Here is a 20,334-nt window from a genome sequence, read left to right as displayed (position 1 = left end):
TTGTTTCAAATCAAACTTTTAATGCTGCTCGTCAGTTGTACTTTATAAATCAATAGGTAAGCTTGTATGAATCAACCTATTCATAGAATGGATTGAAATATACTATGCGGTTGTCAGACCGTTTCTTAGTTTTTCATTTTCAGTTTCCAGTAATGTAATTTGTTCGAGATATCGTCTTTCTTTGTCAACCATTTCTTCGTGTTTAGCCGACATTTCTTCTAAGGTATTGCGCATTTCCTGCTCATATACTTCTATCATTTCCATGCGTTCTGTATTTTCCAGCTGAAGTCTATGTTCTGCCGTAATGTCTGTTGCCAGTTTGATCACCTTATATATTTGCTCCGATTTGTTTTTCAGTGGTACATAGGATGCATGAAGCCATACCTCAGATTGATTTTTGGCTATTCGTTTAAATTTACCGGATTGGATTTGACCTAGCCGTAGTTTATGCCAGAAAGATTCATAGTCCTGCTTCGCTGACGAGTCATCTGGCATAAATATCTGATGAGGTTTACCTTTGATATCTTCCAGTGAATAATCCATTAATTGCAGAAAGTTTTCATTGGCATTAATGATTGTTCCATTGGTGTCATACTCTATCATACCAAACGTAGAGTTAATGCCTTGCAAAAGATTATTGGTTTCTTGTTGGTTACGTTGTAGTTCTTCCTGAGTAGCTACCAGTTCTTCCATACTCTGACGCATTTCTTCTTCCTGGGCACGCATTTGTTCTGACAGTTCCTTACTTTCATCCAGCAATTTGGCTGTATTTTCTGTCGCTTTAGCTGCTGCAAAAGAGACTGCAATATTTTCGGTAATCCGCTCTACAAAATGAATCTCATGAGGTTGGAAGAGTTTAAATGAGGCCAATTCCAGAATACCATATACAATCTGTTCATGTTTTAAAGGTACAACAAGAATGTTGTTGGGATTGGCATCACCCAGACCTGATGTGATTCGAACATAATTTTGTGGGATCTCCTTTAAGTAAATAGTTTCTGCCTCCTGCCATGCTTGCCCTGCCAGTCCTTCTCCCTGGCGAATCTGTTTGGACAAATATTTTTTGCGATTAAACGCATAGGCAGCCTTTAAATCCAGATAAGGATTGTGTTCATCACTATCATTAACCATAAATAATACACCTTGATTGGCACCAATATATTTGATTAATTCTGCCAGAATGCGGTCAGATAAGATGAGTAAATCACTTTCTCTACGAAGAATAGTATTCAGATGATTTAATCCTTCATTAGTCCAGTTTCGTTTTTCATCGTTTTCTTTCACAGTTTTCATGTGCTGCTGCATTCTTAGCAATTCGCCAACCAGATTCTCTTCATTCAGATTCTTGTTTTCCTGTGTTAAGCCTTCCCACTCCACATTTCCTGAACCTTGTGTAACATTTTTAACAAAGCTAGTTGCCTTTCTCAGATTAGTGATTGTTGTTTCAATTAGTTCAACTGTATATTCATTTGTCTTTGTGCCAGGATCAAAAAGATATTTTCGGTTACTCTCACTCCAGTCTTTTAAAATCTTCTTACGTCTTATTTCTTCCTTTTTAAAGTAGTTAGCTATCCAGAGTAATGCAGGCAATCCCAAAAGAATAGAAAAGATCTGAATCCATGTATTCTCTAGTGTCGCTTTGTCGTATTCCTGTTGGGTTTCTTTGAGTATCGTATTTTCAAATGCTTTTAGGTGTACTTCCAGGCGTTTGCCAATATTCTCAGATTTAATGTTACTATTGGATTGAAGCATTGAAGTAACTTCCTGTATACTGTCAATCCGGGCTTGTTCAATAATCGTTTTGCTGAATTCCTGATAAGCTGTTACTGAATCACGAGTTATTTCTGCTAAAGCAAGCAAAGAGTCAATACTGGATGAATAATATGGAAGACTCTTCTGCTGTGTAGTAAGAGCATTTACCAGATTGGTATAGGCCGACTGACTAGTGGCAATATTGGTTTCTAATCGTTGTAGATGATAGTCTTCTTTGGTAAAGGCGAACGTAAGTATCTCTTTATCCAGATTATACAGGCCACTTGAAATAAATTCATTGAAAAATTCTGATGATTTATAGGATTGTTCTTGGAGAACAATATTTTTTGACATTATTTGGCGGTTGCGGAAAAACAATAGTGCTGAACATAGCAATAAAGTCGCCACAAAAGCGATGGATAAGATAACGCCATGTTTTCGTATAAAATGCAGTAGCATAACTCGGGAAGAAAAAATATGAATAGTTGCTCTTAAATTTCGTATAAGCAAATATAGAATGGCAGATGTGAATAAGATTTCGTTAAAAATAGATTATGGCACAGATGTAAGATTCTTGATTCTTGTCAGAAACCCTATTTTTTGACTGATTCTGATAGCTTTAAAAAATCTCGCAGCAACCTAATTAGAAAAGCCTCTGATACCCCTGTAAGGCTGTTATTTTTACACTATTATTTATGGATGTATAATTCTTTTTAATATGGACAGTAGAGAAGAGTGATGTATTGAAAAAGTGTCATATAGACAAGTTACAGTCCTATTGTAAGATTATCAGGAGTTTTACCACGATTATTACTAAAAAATTGACAACAGATAAATTTTAAACTTAAACTTTATTACACACATGTACCTGCTAGGTTACGATATTGGGAGTTCTTTTATTAAGGCGTCTATCATAGATATTGAAACAGGAAAGTTAGTTGCTGCTGCCTCTGCACCTTCCGCAGAGATGCCTATGATTGCTCATAAGCCCGGTTGGGCAGAACAAGAGCCTGCTATGTGGTGGGAGAATGCCAAAGATGCTACACGGCAACTGGCTCAGAAAGCTAATCTGAAAGAGGTAAAAGCCATTGGAATTTCTTATCAGATGCATGGACTGGTAGCAGTGGATAAAAACCATGAAGTACTCAGACCATCTATTATATGGTGTGATAGTCGTGCTGTTGAGATTGGTGATACTGCTTTTGCTCAATTAGGCAAAGAGAATGCATTAACCCATTTATTTAATTCTCCTGGTAACTTTACAGCTTCAAAGTTGCGGTGGGTACAGCAAAATGAACCACAAGTATACGAACGAATACATAAATTTATGCTTCCTGGGGATTATTTGGCTCTGTGTTTAACAGGTGAAACAACTACCACAGCTTCTGGTTTATCAGAAGGAATCTTATGGGATTTTCAGAACGAAAGACCTGCGGATCTGTTACTTGATCTATATGGTATTTCACCTAGTTTGATCCCTACAATTGTTCCAACTTTTGCTCCCCAAGGATATGTAACATCAAAAATAGCTGACGAGTTGGGCTTTACAGCTGGAATCCCTGTTTCCTACAGAGCAGGCGATCAGCCTAACAATGCTCTTTCATTGAACGTGCTGGAGCCAGGAGAGATAGCTGCCACAGCGGGTACGTCCGGTGTCGTATATGGAATTACCGATCAGAAAGAGTACGATTCTGCTTCTCGTGTAAATTCCTTCTTACACGTAAATCATACCTCCCAGCTTCCAAGATACGGTACCTTACTTTGTATCAATGGAACAGGTATCTTAAATAGCTGGTTGCGTAAAAATACTGTCAGTGGACTTACCTATGATCAGATCAATCAATTGGCAGCTTCCGTCCCCGTGGGTAGTGATGGATTAGTAACATTACCATTTGGAAATGGAGCTGAACGTGTACTGGAGAATAAACTGGTAGGAGCTTCTGTACAGAATCTGAACTTTAATAATCATACACAGGCTCATTTGCTGCGTTCTGCTCAGGAAGGAATTGTATTTGCCTTGAATTATGGTGTAGATGTAATGAAAACACTGGGCGTCAAACCGCGTATTGTTCGGGCTGGAGATGCGAATATGTTTTTAAGTCCTTTGTTTGGAGAAGCTTTTTCTACCATTACTGGTGCTGTTGTTGAATTGTACAATACAGATGGAGCCCAAGGAGCTGCACGGGCTGCAGGTGTAGGCGCTGGGATTTACAAGAGTTATAGAGAAGCTTGTCAAAGTTTGAAAACTACCCGTATTATAGAGCCCAATGTTGCTTTAAAAGATGCCTATGAACAAGCATATCTCCAATGGCTGAAAGCTTTGGAACGTATGTTGCACTAATACCAAAGAGAAAAAACAAAAAGACTCTCTGATATCAATATCAGAGAGTCTTTTTGTTTGTAGGAGCCTATTATTTATTGGTAGTCTTCTTGTCTTTTTTCTCTTTCTTCCCCTTAGGGGCAGGAGATTCTTTTTCCGGATTACCTGAAGTTTCAGAGGCAGCAGGTGCACTCAGTTGAGACTCTGCAGCAGGTTTTACTACTTCGCCTTTAGTATCCAGTTCAACTACTTCATATCCTAGTTTTTCCAGTCCGGTTTTAATACGTTCTTTATCGCCAACCACCAGTATATTCATTTTAGCAGGATTGACATACTGTTTTGCCAACGCATTGATATCTGATTGATTGATACCTGCCAATATTTTGCTTTGCTCTTCTACATACGATGGCTTTAAATTATATTGTACGATTCGATTCAGGAAACGTGCTTTCTGAATTCCTGTCTCATATTGTAATGCATCACGTTGTCCGATAGAGCTTTTTAAGAATATTAATTCACTTTCTGTGATTCCAGTATTTGAATAGTTGGTAATTTCTTTCATTACTTCGGCTACGGCACTGTCAGATGCCGCCGCTTTAACACCAGAGCTAAATGTAAATCTCCCCCCATTTTCATCAGAGTCGAAAGAGGTACGTGCTCCATATGTCCATCCTTTATCTTCACGCAGATTCAGATTGACACGGCTGTTAAATGCACCTCCTAAGGGATAGTTCATCAAAGTAGCTTTGTAAAAATCACCTGTTGGATTATAAGTAAGATCTGTTACATATCCAACACGGATTTCCGATTGTGCTGCTTTCGGAATATCTACCAGGAAAAGCTTTGTTTTTTCAATAGGCGCAGCTTTGGTCAGAGTCGGCAACTTCACCTCTTTGGCTTCCCACTGATTCAAAAATGCCAGTTTGGGCTCAACTTCTGCCTGGTTAATATCTCCAACTACTACCAGATTGGTAACTGATGGTGAGAAGTTAGCTTTATAGAAATCTTTTACATCCTCTAATGTGATGGTACCTACTGTTTCAGCAGTTCCATATACAGGAATTGCTTTGATGTGTTTTGATCCATATAAGGTTTTATTATACACATCATTTGCTACTGCCTGCGGTTGGGTTGATTGTACTTTGATACTCTCCAATTGTTGTTTTTTTAAGCGATCAAAGTCATCCTGGTTGAATTTAGGATGATAGAGTTTTTCCTGAAGTAAGGCTAATGTCTTATCAAGGTTTTTCTTTAATGTTTCAACATAGATAGTAGTACCTTCTTCGCCCGCTCCAAAAGAAATAAAACTTCCCAGTTTATCCAGTTCACTGGCAATTTCTTCTGATGTATACTTTTCAGTATCTTCATTGAGCATAGAAGCAGTAAGAGAAGCAACCCCGGCTTTGGAAAGATTATTGGCTGAAAGCTGATGTCCTCCTTTGATATTGAACAGTAATGTTACTGTTGGGATTTCGTCATTCTGCGTTCCAATAATCTTTAAACCATTGTTTAGTTGTTTTTGCCATACAGGGGGAACCTTTACAATAGGGTTAGCTCCTGAACCTGGCTTTTGGCCACGATCAAATGTGTCTTTGGCTTTTTTATAGGTAAGGCCTGTGTATCCATAATCAGGTGCTTTGTATCCTTCTTTTGAGATAGTGTAGTTATCGACAGATGCTACGATATCTGCTTTGCCTTTAGGATAAGCACTCAATATTACAGCCGCTTTACCTTTAATATATTTGTTATATGCCTGCATTACCGATTCTTTTGTCACAGACCGGTAGTTTTTTAATTCTACTCCAATGTAATTGGGATTGCCTTTAAAAGTTTGATAGGATGCCAGTTGTGATACTTTTCCTGCTACACTGTTAAGACCATTAATTGTTTGTGATTCATTTTTAGCAATAAAGCGGGCAATGTCATCATCTGTTACACCTCGCTTTTCAAATTCTGCCAATGACTCCCGTATGGTTTTTTCCATATCCTTTAATGTTTGGGTAGGATAGGGGATAACTGTAAGCGTAAACTCACCTGATAGCTCACTAGCCGAGTTTACAGCTGAGCTTTGAATTGCTTTCTGAGCTTTTTCAAAGTTTTTATAGAAAATAGAATTTTTACCCTGTCCCAAAATTTCAGCCAGACAATCCAATGACGCTTCTTCCGAGCTGTATCTTGCAGGAACTGGAAAAATCATTCGTAGCATTGGTAATTTGATATAGTTGTCTTCATAAGATGTATATCTATCCTGGGTCAATGCTGGAGCAGGTAGCTTGAGGTTTTTTACTTCTGGGCCATGGGGAATGGAGCCAAAGTACTTTTCAACCAGTTTAACAACATCTTTAGTAGTTACATCTCCTCCAACTGTGACAGTAGCATTGTTAGGACCATACCAACGTAGAAAGAAGTTTTTAAGGTCGTTTACATTCACACGATCCAAGTCTTCTACATATCCGATGGTAAGCCATGAATACGGGTGGCCGTAGGGATACAATGCTTTAGATGTATATTCATACGTAAGTCCGTAAGGACGATTATCATAATTTTGGCCTCTTTCATTTTTTACAGTAGCCCGCTGAATTTCGAATTTTTTCTGAGTGACAGCATCCAATAGAAAACCCATCCGATCTGCTTCCAGCCACAACGCTGTTTCGAGTTTATTGCTGGGAAGGGTTTCAAAATAGTTGGTGCGATCTCGGTTGGTTGTTCCATTCAATGTACCACCTGATTCTGTCACAACTTTAAAGTGTTCTTCATCTGCGACATGGTCAGATCCCTGAAACATCATGTGTTCGAAAAAGTGAGCAAAGCCTGACTTTCCAATCTCCTCACGTGCCGAACCTACATGGTATGTAACATCTACATGCACAATCGGATCTGAGTGATCTTCGTGTACAACAAGTGTTAAACCATTTGGTAATACATATTTTTCATATGGAATTACAATCTCACCTGGTTTTTTACTGACTTTCTCGATGAGTTTTGATTGGCCAAATATAGGCGGTGTAGTTACCAGTAAGCAGAATAATCCTGCCAGAATATGGCGTTTCTTCATAATAAAGTGGTTTTAAGTAAGAGATAAAGTATTGTTTTCAAATATATATAAGTGGAACTGTATTTTTAGAATTAAACCAATGTTTATACTATTAGTTTACTGTGTATTCCTAAAATATGCCTTTGAGATGCTCCAGAGAGCTATTTTGGCTTATGCAATACAAAAAAAAGTGAATTTTCTTCTTTACGGAAAAGAAAGTTGATGAAAGGTAGTCAGGTAAGCACAACTATATTTTTAGAGTACTTTTCTTGACTCTAAATAGTGTTATTCATTGGGTACCAGAGGCAAAAAACGACTAGTGATATATTTTTATTTAACAAAAGGAAGAAAGTATATGATTATAAAAGTTTTTTAACAAAAATGTATTTATAATTTGGAAATATAAAATCCAGATGTAATATTTGTCTATAGAATTACTAGACAAATCAATTCCCACCAAATTGATTTTATCAGAGTAGGTTCCCAAACCAGCCAATAATTAATTGGATGATAAAATTTTAATGTAAATGGTTATGAAAAAGGATTCACTTCACACGCAATTCTTATCCGGGAGTTTGATAGCATTTTTTCAAATGCCTTGTTGTTGTTGTACCTGCTTGTAATCTAATCAAAAGCATTATTCTTTTCCTGAGCATATAGTTTTGCCTTCTTCGTCTGGCCCTGTGTCAGAAAAGTTACCTGTTCCCATATACCGCTTATATGGCTAGAGGAAGCACTTTGTCTTCTAAATCGAGTTTTGGTGGAATTCTTTAGAAGATAGGTGCTTTCCATAGCCGCCAACTGATACAAAATTATGAAATCCTCTAAAGCTTTCTCTATCATTTTTGCCCTGTTTTTTTTAGGACAAATCGTCATCGCGCAGGACGTCGCTAAAAATAAAGTTGTGATCACAGGAGTTCGTTTTGCTTATCCGTTAGTTGAAAAATGGATAAAGCAATACCAGCAGACTAATCCCAATTCACAAATTACAATAGAGGCGAGAACAACTACAGATCCTTCCCAATATGATGTATTAATTGAGGCATATGAACCGGAAGCTTCTGTAAAAGAAAGTCGGGAATACGTTTATATTGCACGCTATGCATTACTGCCCTTTGCGAATGCGAGTTCTGCTTTTGCAAAAACATATTCAGACAAAGGCCTAACCACTGAATTAATCAAACAGTTTTACTTTAATGATATTTATGCAGACAAAAAAAATGAGAAAAAAATAGAGATACCTTATACTATCTATACTCGTCTGCAAAAAGCAGGAGCTCCTGTTACGTTTGCCCGCTACTTTGGGTTTGAACAAGCAAACATCAAAGGTAAAGCCATCGCTGGTGCAGATGAGCATCTGGTAAAGGCTTTATTAAAAGACTCAACAGGAGTTTCGTATAGTACGCCAGGTTTACTTTTCAATCTTCAGACCCGCAAACCAATTGATGGCTTAACTGTATTGCCAGTAGATATCGATGGTAACAAACGTGTGAGTGCTGATGAGAAATTCTATGACAATCTGGATATTGTGTTACAAAAACTGGAAGCAGCTGAATTAAAAAATGTTCCGATTGAGTATATCCACCTGTCTGTCCTGAAAAACAATACAAATCCTGAAGCTGTAAAATTCCTGAAATGGGTGTTTGAGCATGGACAGGATAACCTACATGAGTTTGGGTTTCTGAAACCAGATGCCAAACGTTTTCAGCAGGAAAAAGATCACCTTCAACAACTAGGTCTCAACTAACCCCTCTATTTAACATACCTAAATACGATTTCATGAAAAAACATCTACTAGTCGTAGCATTCCTTATGCTAGCGATAGGGACCGCTTTTGCCCAAAATATAAAAGGAGTCATCAAAGATGAAGCTGGTCAGCCGTTACCGGGTGCCAGTGTTGTAATTAAAGGAACTAAAGAATATGTGGTTTCAACGGCTGATGGTCAGTTCAATATAAAAGCGCAAAAAGAATTTCCTTTTACACTAACGGTAACATTAGTTGGTTTTAAAACGCAGGATGTTGAGGTATATGAACTTTCTGATGAAGCACTCGAAGTAAATTTGAAAACAGACAATATACTGGATGAGGTAGTTGTCATTGGCTATGGAGAGCAAAAACGAAAAGACATTACAGGTTCTATTTCGTCTGTGCCTATAGAAATTAAAACACAGCCTGTAGTATCTGTGGAGCGACTTTTACAAGGATCTGTAGCTGGTGCCATAGTAACGCAGACTTCAGGACAACCAGGTGGTGGTGTGAGTGTACAAATTCGGGGAAATAACTCTATCACGGCGGGGAGTGATCCATTGTATGTAATTGATGGTTTTCCAATCAATAATGATTACTCTCTTACAGACGCAGGCGTTACGGATGGATCAAAAATCAATCCGCTTTCTTCTATTAACACAACAGATATTGAATCTATTGATGTATTGAAAGATGCTTCTGCAACAGCTATTTATGGTTCGCGTGGTGCCAATGGAGTTGTGATTATTACCACAAAAACAGGCTCGAAAGATAAATCATCTATTAATTATGATGGATACTATGGTGTACAGGAAGTCATCCGGACTATTCCTTTATTAAATGCAGGACAATGGTGGTCATTGCGAAAGGATGCAGCTGCTAATTCTGGAAAAACAGTTTCATTACCTTCAACAATTGGATATTCGTTAGATACTACGGGTGATGGAACAGATTGGCAGGCAGCAGCTTTTCGGAAAGCTATCATTCAGAGCCATAGCTTATCTATTTTATCTGGCTCAGAGAAAACTCGTCTGGCAGTTTCTGGTAATTATCTAAAGCAGGATGGAATTTTACAGAATACAGATTTTACACGATTATCAGCAAGAATCAACCTGGATCATGAATATAGCAAGAAATTTAGAATCTTTGGTAGCGTTACAGCTTCTAATACAAAGGCTCAGGTGGCACCTGCTGCTATTGTGGGTAATCTGTTGTTAACTCCGCCTTCCTTACCTGTTTATAAAGATGATGGAACATTTGTAATAAATAGTCCATTTGAGTCTGCATTGCAAAACCCGATTAACTCACTATATAATCAGTTGAATGAAACACGTACCAATCGGTTTTTAGGGAGCTTATCTGGTGAGTATACTATTCTCGAAGGACTAAAAGCGAAAGTATTGGTTGGTGCTGATGTGGTTGATAATAAACAAAACAGATACCTGCCTAGTACCACTGCAGAAGGCCAGAGTTTTCAGGGATTGGCTACAGTGGGAACAATGTTTACTTCAAGCTGGCTGAATGAGAATACATTAAGTTACGATAAACAAATAGGCACCCGTAACAGAATTAGTGCTATCGTAGGTTTTACGGCACAACAATCTGAGTCCAAAGGCGCAGTAGCCGAAGCAGCGGGGTTTGCAACGGATGCATTTGAGTATAATAATCTGGGTACTGGAATTACCAATCGTACACCTCGTTCGTCTGCTAATAAGTGGTCACTGGCTTCATATCTGGGTCGTATCAATTATGTATTGGATGAAAAATATCTGGCTACATTTACCTTACGTGCTGATGGATCATCTCGTTTTGGCGAAGGAAACAAATGGGGATACTTCCCATCTGCTGCTTTGGGATGGAATGTGAGTAGTGAAAGCTTTATGCGTCAGTTCCCAAAAGTTAGTCTTTTAAAAGTAAGAGGTAGCGCAGGGATAACAGGTAATCAAAGTATTCCGCCTTACCAGTCACTTTCTCAACTTAGCTACTTCCGCTATAATTTCTCAAATACTACTGTTTCCGGGTATGCTCCTAACACAGTTCCAAATCCTGACTTAGGATGGGAGAAAACATTTCAGGTAGATTTTGGTGTTGACTTAGGTTTATTCAATAACCGGATCAATATCACTGCTGATTATTACTACAAAAAGACAACGGATTTATTATTGAGTCGTACGGTTCCGGGTACTTCTGGGCTATCAGATTTCTATAACGGACAGGCTTCCACTATTTATCAAAATATTGGTGCTGTATCTAATAAGGGCTTTGAGTTGTATATCAATTCTCAGAACCTGACAGGCGATCTGAAATGGAATACAATATTCATATACTCTAAAAACAGCAACAAAATTCTAAGTCTGGGTGATGGAGTAGATCAGATTATTCCGGTTATTTCTTCTCCTTCTATTGCCAAAGTAGGATATCCTTTAGGTTCATTCATTGTATATAAGACAGATGGTATTATTCAGGAAGGAGATGTTGCTCTAACTCCTCAGGCAAACAAAAATCCAGGAGGTCAGAAATACAAAGATATTAACGGAGATGGATCCATTACACAAGCTGGAGATCGTGTGATTATTTCCAACCAACCAGCTTTTACAGCAGGTTTGACCAATACTTTTTCTTACAAAGGGTTTGATCTGGCTGTATTCTTTCAGGCTTCTATCGGAGGTAAGCTGTATAATGCCAACCGTGCCAATCTGGAGTTAGGAACAGGATACGTTAACGGTTCAACTGTATTGCTGGATCGCTGGACACCAACAAATACCAATACGGATGTGAAAGCTGCCTATCAAGACCCAGCAATTACTATCTCTGATCGGTTCATCGAGGATGCTACCTATTATCGTCTGAAAAATATCTCATTTGGATACACTCTGCCTAAGACTTTATTGTCTAAAGCAAAAATTCAGAATCTTAGAATTTATGTGTCCGCACAGAATGCCTTTACATGGACGAATTATACTGGTTTTGATCCGGAGGTTAGTTTGAATGGACAAAGCCTGATTAACAAAGGGGTAGATTCTGGAGTATATCCTAATAACAAATCCTATCAGATCGGGCTATCCTTATCACTTTGATCTGGCTGAATAATCTTATTCATGTAAAATAAAATTGAATTGACTCATGAGACTCATTATATATTCTACCCTTACACTATTATTATTGATTACAGGAGCCTGCAAGGATTTTTTGTCAGAAGACCCTGAATCCTTGATTTCTGAGGATCAATACTACAAAACCCAGGCAGATGCGATTAATGGAATTAATGCTGTATACTTTCTTCTTAACTCAGGTGGAAGTAGCGTTCAAACTCCCTACAATACATTATTTAACACTGGAATGAACATGGCAGGTGATGATGAAGATCCAGGTCCGGGTGCTACCAATCCGGATGTTCGTTCACTGGCGGTATTGGCTCATTCCTCTACTAACCTGAGGATTTATGAAATCTGGCAACAACATTATGCTGCTATAAAGAAAGCAAACGTTGCACTGGATAAAATTCCTGCTATTGATTTTGATGCCAGTTTAAAAAGTCGTTTGTTGGGAGAAGCGAAGTTTTTAAGAGCTTTGTATTACTTCAATCTGGTTCGGTTATATGGTGATGTACCATTGATTACTGAATACCAAAAGTATGTAAATGCTGCTGATTATGCCATTGCCAAGTCACCCTCTACAGAAGTATATGCACAGATTGAAAAGGATTTGCAAGAAGCCGCTGAGGTGCTACCTGCTTCTTATGCTGCTCCAGATGTAGGAAGAGCTACACAAGGAGCTGCTAAAGCGTTGCTGGCTAAAGTATATCTCACTAAAGCATCACTACCCCTTAATATAACCGCACATTATGCAGATGCTGTAGCTAAAGCTGAAGAGGTGTTATCTGCTACAGATGGAGGAACAGGAAATTACGGCTATGACTTGTTTGCAAACTATGCAGATGTCTTTTTGCCTGCTACTAAAAATGGAAAAGAACATATTTTCTCAGCTCAATTTAAGTCTAATGCTCAGGGACAAGGAAACAACGAAAATCCGCGTACAATCCTGAGCGGGGTGCCAGGATTGTCGGGCAACTATGCCCATATGGTTCGTTATTATACCAATGGCGATGATAAGTATTTCAGTATTTATAAGTTGTATAAACCCAATGATAAACGCCGAAATGCAACGTTTGTAACCTACTTTACAAGCCCTTCCAATGGAAAAAAATATGCTTTACCTCTTGCAAATACAGCGGTACCCAATGACTCAACTCCATTTTATCATAAGATGTGGGATCCTAATTCAACATCAGTAACCAGTGAGTCTGCAGCCAATGTTGCTATCATTCGTTATGCAGAACTTTTGCTGATCCATGCGGAAGCGGAGAATGAAGCCAATGGCCCTACTGCAAAAGCCTACAAATCTCTGAACAGAGTACGAAACCGGGCTGGTCTTGCTAATCTGACAGAAGGCTTAACTAAGGATCAGTTTCGTGATTCCTTGTATCTGGATCGCCGGTTGGAAGTAGTGTTTGAATATCAGCGTTGGTTCGATCTAATTCGTCAGAAAGATGGGGCTGGAAACAGCACTTTTGTATCCAATCTGCACAAAGTAGGAAAGACAAATGCAGCAGATAAACATCGGCTGTATCCAATTCCGCAATCAGAAATAGACAATAATGCGTTGCTGGAACAAAATGAACTGTGGAAATAGAATAAGATAACTATATACAGAACAAGAAGCTCTAATTCATAACCGGGAAAACTACATAGTAAGAAATGTCACTTTCCCGGTTATCAAAACGCTCTACCAGTCTATTATAAACTGGTTGATAGAGGTTAACCCGTACGCATATCAAAGGAGGTGCCACCAGCTTCCGTTTAAACCCTTAAACCGGAAATTCCTATGATCGCTTCTCTACCTGCTTCCAGGTATGTTATAGTACTCTTGTTTGGTATTATAACAGCCTCTTTTAGTACCAATAGCTTTGCCCAATATGATCCTGTACAGCCTTATAAAGGCAAAACGGGGAGGAACCTTGTTGAGACACAACAATGGTGGCCTGACAAAAAGAAAGCACCCGAAGGTGCTCCTAATGTGGTTTGGATACTTCTGGATGATGTGGGTTTTGGAGCTGTCAGCACATTTGGAGGATTGATCCGCACGCCAAACCTGGATTCGCTGGCAAATAATGGCCTTCGATATACTAACTTTCACACTACAGCCATTTGTTCCCCGACTCGTGCAGCCCTGTTAACAGGGCGTAATTCCCACTCTGTACATATGGGTCTATTCCCTAATACTGCTATTGGGACTCCAGGGTATGATGGGTATATGCCTTTTGAAAAAGCTACTATTGCTGAGATTTTACGTGAAAACGGCTACAATACCTATGCAGTGGGCAAGTGGCATCTTACACCAATATCAGATGCAACAGTGGCAGGACCATTTAACCGCTGGCCAACAGGAAGAGGCTTTGATCATTATTACGGATTTTTAGGTGGCTCTACTGATCAGTGGCATCCTGTCTTATGGGAAGATACTCGCAAAGTAGAGCCTGAAACAGATGGCAAACATTTTACAACCCGTATAGCTGACAAAGCCATTCAATATATTGCAGAACAAAAATCTGTTAAAGCCGACAAACCATTTTTCCTCTACTTCGCTCCAGGTGCCGGGCATGCACCACATCATGTTGCCAAAGAATGGAGTGACCAGTATAAAGGTAAATTTGATCAGGGATGGGATAAATATCGAGAAGAGGTTCTTGCCCGACAGATCAAACTGGGAGTGGTACCAAAAGGTACACAGCTACCACCTCGTAATGCAAGTATTAAAGACTGGAATACACTTTCTGCTGATGAGAAGAAATTATATGCACGCTTTATGGAAGTATATGCCGGATTTTTATCCCACACAGATTATGAAATTGGTCGTGTTGTTCAGTATTTGAAAGAAATCGGACAGTTGGACAATACACTGGTCATTGTATCTATAGGAGATAATGGAGCCAGCAAGGAAGGAACTTTTGTGGGGGTTGTGAATACAAATGACCCTTCACAAACAGAAGAACAACGGTTACAGGACAATATTAGAAATATAGACCTGATTGGTACAGAAGCTTCACGCCCTAACTATCCACTGGGTTGGGCACAGGCAACCAATACTCCTTTCAAACATTGGAAACAGGATGCCAACTCTGAAGGTGGTACACGCAATCCTCTTATTGTTTTCTATCCGAAAGGCATTAAAGAAAAAGGAGGGTTCCGCGATCAGTATACGCATCTGATTGATATTCTACCTACTACGATAGAACTGACAGGTACACAAATTCCTACTATCATTAATGGCTATCGTCAGGAACCTATTGAAGGGACAAGCCTTGCCTATAGTATCAACAATGTACAAGCTCCTTCCCGACATTTGGTGCAACATTATGAGATTATGGGTTCACGTGCTATTTACAGAGATGGCTGGAAAGCAGGCACCCTTCATAAGAAAGGAGAAGACTTTGCTAATGACAAATGGGAGCTGTATCACATTAGTGAAGATTATAATGAACTGAATAATCTGGCTGAAAAGAATCCTGAAAAGCTAAAAGAACTACAAGATCTGTTTGATAGCGAAGCTGCTAAATACAATATCTATCCCTTGAAAGATGGTACAGAAAAACAACTGGACTATTCTGCTTTGTATGTAGGAAACGGTGCGTCAAAGGTGGTCTATTACCCGGAAGCTTCCCAGTTGTTTGGTGTTACCAGTCCAATAGCCCCAAACAAATCCTACAGTATTACAGCAGATGCCGAGATATCGAAAAATACACAGGGTGTATTGTTTGCATTAGGAGGAAGGTTTGGTGGGGTAAGTCTCTTTGTGAAACAAGGCAAGGTTCAGGTAGCCAACAATACAGGAACTCAACTGACTCATTTGGTTTCCAGCAAATCATTGCCAACTGGTAAGGTAACACTGAAGTATGTACTTATTTACAAAGAGGCAAAAGATCCTAATGACCCTGCCGGAACACAGCAACTCTACATCAATGATGTGAAAGTAGCAGAATCTCCTATTGTAAAAGCACAGGCTGGTATCCGAAACTATGATGAGATCAATATTGGCAAAGATCTGATTACCCCTGTCTCCAATCAATATACAGTACCTTATACATTTACCGGAAAGGTAACAAAAGTGACTGTTGAAAGTGGTATTACTACAGCTGCATCATTGGGAAACAAATAAACTACCAAAGCTACTAATCATTGGAAAACAGAAAAATGCTATGAGAAATCTGTTGTTTGTTTTGAGTCGGCAATGGGTAATGCTTAGTGGAATACTGGGAATATATAGTTTACCCTTAGTGGCTCAGCATGATCCTGTACAACCTTATCAGGGGAAAATCGGAAAGACATTACGTGAAACCACTCTTTGGGTGCCTGAAAAAGAAAAGGCACCCAAAGATGCACCCAATGTAATCTGGATATTACTGGACGATGTAGGGTTTGGGGCATCATCTGCTTTTGGTGGATTAATTGAAACACCTACGATTAATGCATTAGCCAATAATGGATTACGTTATACAAATTTTCATACTACAGGATTATGTACTCCTACACGTGCAGCCTTATTGACTGGGCGAAATGCACATAGTGTAGGTATGGGACACCATGCAGATTTTAGTATTGGAGCACCTGGTTATTCTGGTGAAATACCTTTTGAAGCAGGAACCGTAGCTGAAATATTCCGGGAGAATGGCTATAACACGTATGCATTAGGCAAATGGCATTCCACACATCCTGATATTGCTACGGCTGTAGGTCCATACAACAGATGGCCAACAGGAAGGGGATTTGATCATTTTTATGGATTTGTAGGTGGGTCGACTGATCAATGGCATCCTCAGCTTGTGGAAGAGAATAACCCAATTAATATTGAGCCCAACACCCACCACCTTAATGAGTTGCTAACTGATAAGGCCATTTCATATATCGCCAATCAAAAGTCTGCTGATGCAGAAAAACCATTCTTTCTCTATTTTGCTCCAGGTGCAACTCATGCACCACACCAGGTTGCCAAAGAATGGAGTGATCGGTATAAAGGCAAATTTGATCAGGGATGGGATAGTTATCGTGAAGCTGTATTTAAACAGCAGCAATCACTGGGATTATTACCTAAGAATGCAGTCCTTCCTCCACGTCAGACGGGGGTAAAAGCATGGGAAACCCTGACTGCAGATGAGAAGAAAGTATTTGCTCGTTTTATGGAGGTGTATGCTGGATTTTTATCCTACACTGATTATGAGATTGGGCGTATTGTATCTTATCTCAAACAAAACGACCTGTTGAACAACACCTTAATCGTGTTAATGATTGGAGATAATGGTGGCAGCAAGGAAGGAACTTATACAGGAACAATCGGCTTTGCAGACAAATCCCAGGGAGAAGATATTAGTTTTCTGCTAAGCCAGTACGATAAGATTGGGACTGAGTATACGGCTCCTAATTATCCTTTGGGATGGTCTCAGGCAACCAATACACCGTTTCGTTACTGGAAAAGTGATGTGAATGCAGAAGGGGCTAGTCATAATCCGTTAATTCTGTATTATCCCAATCGTATAAAAGAAAAAGGGCTTCGTACGCAGTATAGCCACGTAGTAGATATACTTCCTACTACAATAGAACTGACAGGAGTAAAAAATCCTGATTTTATTAACGGCTACCAGCAAAGGCCTATTCAGGGTGTCAGTTTAGTTTATTCCATTGCTGATGCCAAAGCTGTCACCAGACATACCATTCAGTATTATGAACTACATGGAGGGCGATCTATCTACAAGGATGGCTGGAAAGCTTCTGTGTATCATCCCCGCAATATGTTTGGCGAAGCAAAGGTCACAGACATAAACTTTAATCCTCCTGATTTCAGTCAGGATCGTTGGGAACTCTATAATCTGAATGAAGACTGGACAGAAACCAACGATCTGGCAGCCAGTAATCCACAGAAGCTGGAAGAACTGAAAGCTTTGTTTGACAGGGAGGCAGAAGTAAATAAAGTATATCCTCTCCGAAATTTTAAGGAAGGTGTTGTTGCCCCAGAGATTCATGCCAAAACTGTCATCTATCAGGGTACTACCACAAAAACACGGGTACCAGTTGGGAAAGGTAGTGTCAGCATCATATCTGCAATTGAACTGCCAAAACAAAATGCAGAAGGAGTCATTTTTGCCAATGGAGGGCTGCAGGGAGGAACAAGTTTATACATTCTGAATGGAAAGCTCCACTACACACTTACTGATGGGATCAAAGAAGTTACACTGACTTCTACAACGCCATTGGTAGCTGGCAAAAATACAATCAGGATAGACTTTACAAATACGTCTGCTGTTGTATTGTCTGTGAATAATCAGCATGCTGCCGAACAATCAATAGCTTCTAAAACGAAATACCTCGCTTCTATAGCTTCTGAAGGTATTAGTGTAGGAAAAGACCTCAATGCACCTGTCAGCAAAGTGTATCCGGGACCTTATCCTTTTACCGGAATAGTATCAAAGATTGTCATTGAGCAAAAAGTAGAACCTACAAACTAAAGAGAGAGTCATAAAAAAAATATTTACTACCAATCATTTATTATCAGTTACCTGACACATGATAACATCAAAAGACATTCAAATTCTTCTTAAAAAGATTGGGGTTAGTATCCTGGTCTTTGCTGTTCCTCTAACTATAATCGGGGGAGGCATTTTTCTTCTTACTCTATTTTTAAACCATTAAACACATAGTCATGTCTCTAGATCACTCCTTAGCTAAAAAGATTACACGTGATGCACTGATTAGCCTCTGCTTATATGCATTGCCTGTCTTTGCACTGATTTTTTATTATGCGTTTACAGGCGAAAGACCCTGGGAAAATCCGGTAAAAGATTATGCACAGGTAAGTGCTCCTGCTTTTCTAAAGTTTCTGGAACCTGTTTTTCGCAACCTGAAATCATGGGGATTGATAGCTATTGCTTTGGGATTAGGTGTGTTGGAGTTTGTTGCAGGTTTATATGATAATAAATGGACTCCAACCGAGCGGAAAATTGACATTGTGTGTTTTCTGGTACCAAAACTTTTGCTTCCTTCCATAACCGGGTTTTTTAGTCTGAAACTGCTTCCATTAGTGTTGCCAGATGCTGCTAACACATTCTCATGGGTTCCGTTTTGGGGTGGTTTTTTTGTGATAGCTGTAGCTGATGACCTGACTCAGTATTGGTATCACAGACTGCATCATCAGCTTCCGTTTTTATGGCGTTTTCATCGTACACACCATTCAGCTCCCTATATGGGAATGGCAATGAATAGCCGTCAGAATTTTATTTATACTGTGTTTTTCTCACAGATTTATTTGACTGCAACATTGGTATATCTGGGACTAGGCTATCAGGCATTGTTTGTAACTGTCCTTAAATCATTGATTACCTTGTCCGCTCATTCCAGTATCCCGTGGGATAAGCCTTTCTACAAATACAGAATCCTGCATCCTGTAGCATGGGTATTGGAAAGACTGATTTCTACGCCTGCTACTCATCATGCACACCATGCCGATACAGCAGATGACGGAGTTGGATACTACAAAGGGAATTTTGGTAATATGTTTTTCTTGTGGGATGTGATTTTTAAGACAGGCATCATCACCCGTCAGTATCCTACTTCCTATGGGATCAAGTTTTATAAAGAAGAAGAGTGGTATGCCCAGTTCCTATGGCCTATTTTTAAATCCAAAAAAGAAGGAAGTGAACTTTCTGCCAATGGACCTGAAGTAGGAGATGACCCTGCCCTGATAGATGAAACTAAGTTAAAGCCAGAATTAGCAACAGCCAAGTTAACAACCGCATAATTGAGCCGCTGGCTACCGACAACATTCTTTACCAGAATGAGGTCGGTAGCTTTTCTTGTTTTCCTAACCTTCAGAAACCGCCATTTACTTAAATCTCATATATAAATAGGATGATAATGGCACTCAATAGATTTAAAAGTCGAATGAAACGAGATTTGTACGCCGGCTCACTGCTAATGGGCTCTCTGCTGGGTTTATGTTTTGTCATAACGGCATTTGCTATTTTTCAGGATACGCAAGGATCGCATCAAATCGATCCAAAAACCAAAACAGAGGTTTTGAAAGTATTGGATCAGTACCTGGAAACTTTTAATGCAAAGGATCTGAAAGCATGGGAGAGTACATATCAGTTTCCTCACTATCGTCTGGCTAGTGGAAAAATGTCTGTATTGGAAAATGCGGGACTTCGCGATTCTATACAGGTGTTTGGTACACTCCAGAAGCAGGGATGGCATCACAGTATCTGGAATCACCGGAATATTGTACATGCCTCAGAAGACAAAGTCCATGTAGACACACAGTTTACCCGCTATCGGGCGGATGGGAGCAAGATAGGAAGTTATGAGTCGCTCTATGTTCTGACAAAAGAAAACGGTCGTTGGGGGGTAAAGCTCCGATCCAGTTATGCCGAATAGA

Annotated in this window: 10 protein-coding genes; 8 read left to right on the top strand and 2 right to left on the bottom strand. The window is 39.4% G+C overall.

The window, feature by feature from the left end; genetic code table 11:
* Positions 1–102: 102 nt before the first annotated feature.
* Positions 103–2,106: a GAF domain-containing protein gene (locus QNI15_RS07825; RefSeq protein ID WP_314031255.1), complete on the bottom strand. Its 2,004-nt coding sequence runs from the start codon at positions 2,104–2,106 to the stop codon at positions 103–105.
* A 508-nt stretch (positions 2,107–2,614) separates the two neighbouring features.
* On the opposite strand from QNI15_RS07825, the gene QNI15_RS07820 reads away from it, so the two are divergent.
* On the top strand, positions 2,615–4,093 hold the full coding sequence (locus QNI15_RS07820) for a xylulokinase (RefSeq protein WP_314031253.1): 1,479 nt from the start codon (positions 2,615–2,617) through the stop codon (positions 4,091–4,093).
* A 70-nt stretch (positions 4,094–4,163) separates the two neighbouring features.
* Here QNI15_RS07820 and QNI15_RS07815 read toward each other — a convergent pair whose 3' ends face one another.
* Entirely contained in the window at positions 4,164–7,127 is a 2,964-nt protein-coding gene (locus QNI15_RS07815; protein WP_314031251.1) for a M16 family metallopeptidase, read from the bottom strand.
* 793 nt (positions 7,128–7,920) lie between these two features.
* Here QNI15_RS07815 and QNI15_RS07810 point away from each other — a divergent pair.
* From QNI15_RS07810 to QNI15_RS07780, 7 genes are all read left to right on the top strand, one after another.
* Positions 7,921–8,853 carry a hypothetical protein gene (locus QNI15_RS07810; protein ID WP_313996459.1) on the top strand — a complete coding sequence of 311 codons (933 nt, stop codon included), beginning with the start codon at positions 7,921–7,923 and terminating at the stop codon, positions 8,851–8,853.
* Between the two features lie 32 nt (positions 8,854–8,885).
* The gene (locus QNI15_RS07805; protein WP_314031249.1) at positions 8,886–11,930 is read left to right on the top strand and encodes a SusC/RagA family TonB-linked outer membrane protein; all 3,045 of its coding nucleotides are present in this window, start codon (positions 8,886–8,888) and stop codon (positions 11,928–11,930) included.
* Between the two features lie 46 nt (positions 11,931–11,976).
* The gene (locus tag QNI15_RS07800; RefSeq protein ID WP_314031247.1) at positions 11,977–13,545 is read left to right on the top strand and encodes a RagB/SusD family nutrient uptake outer membrane protein; all 1,569 of its coding nucleotides are present in this window, start codon (positions 11,977–11,979) and stop codon (positions 13,543–13,545) included.
* A 192-nt stretch (positions 13,546–13,737) separates the two neighbouring features.
* A complete protein-coding gene (locus QNI15_RS07795; protein ID WP_314031245.1) occupies positions 13,738–16,068 on the top strand; it encodes an arylsulfatase in 2,331 nt (776 codons plus the stop codon).
* A gap of 40 nt (positions 16,069–16,108) precedes the next feature.
* A complete protein-coding gene (locus QNI15_RS07790) occupies positions 16,109–18,409 on the top strand; it encodes an arylsulfatase (protein WP_314031243.1) in 2,301 nt (766 codons plus the stop codon).
* Positions 18,410–18,603: 194 nt separating this feature from the next.
* Positions 18,604–19,698, top strand: a complete 1,095-nt coding sequence (locus QNI15_RS07785) for a sterol desaturase family protein (RefSeq protein ID WP_314031242.1) — start codon at positions 18,604–18,606, stop codon at positions 19,696–19,698.
* A 143-nt stretch (positions 19,699–19,841) separates the two neighbouring features.
* Entirely contained in the window at positions 19,842–20,333 is a 492-nt protein-coding gene (locus QNI15_RS07780; RefSeq protein ID WP_313976235.1) for a hypothetical protein, read from the top strand.
* The last annotated feature ends 1 nt before the right edge of the window (position 20,334 follow it).

The organism is Xanthocytophaga flava (assembly GCF_030068545.1).
In the GTDB taxonomy this organism is placed as follows: domain Bacteria; phylum Bacteroidota; class Bacteroidia; order Cytophagales; family 172606-1; genus Xanthocytophaga; species Xanthocytophaga flava.
Note: the sequence above shows the minus strand (reverse complement) of the source record. Positions and strands in the feature narration are given on the sequence as shown.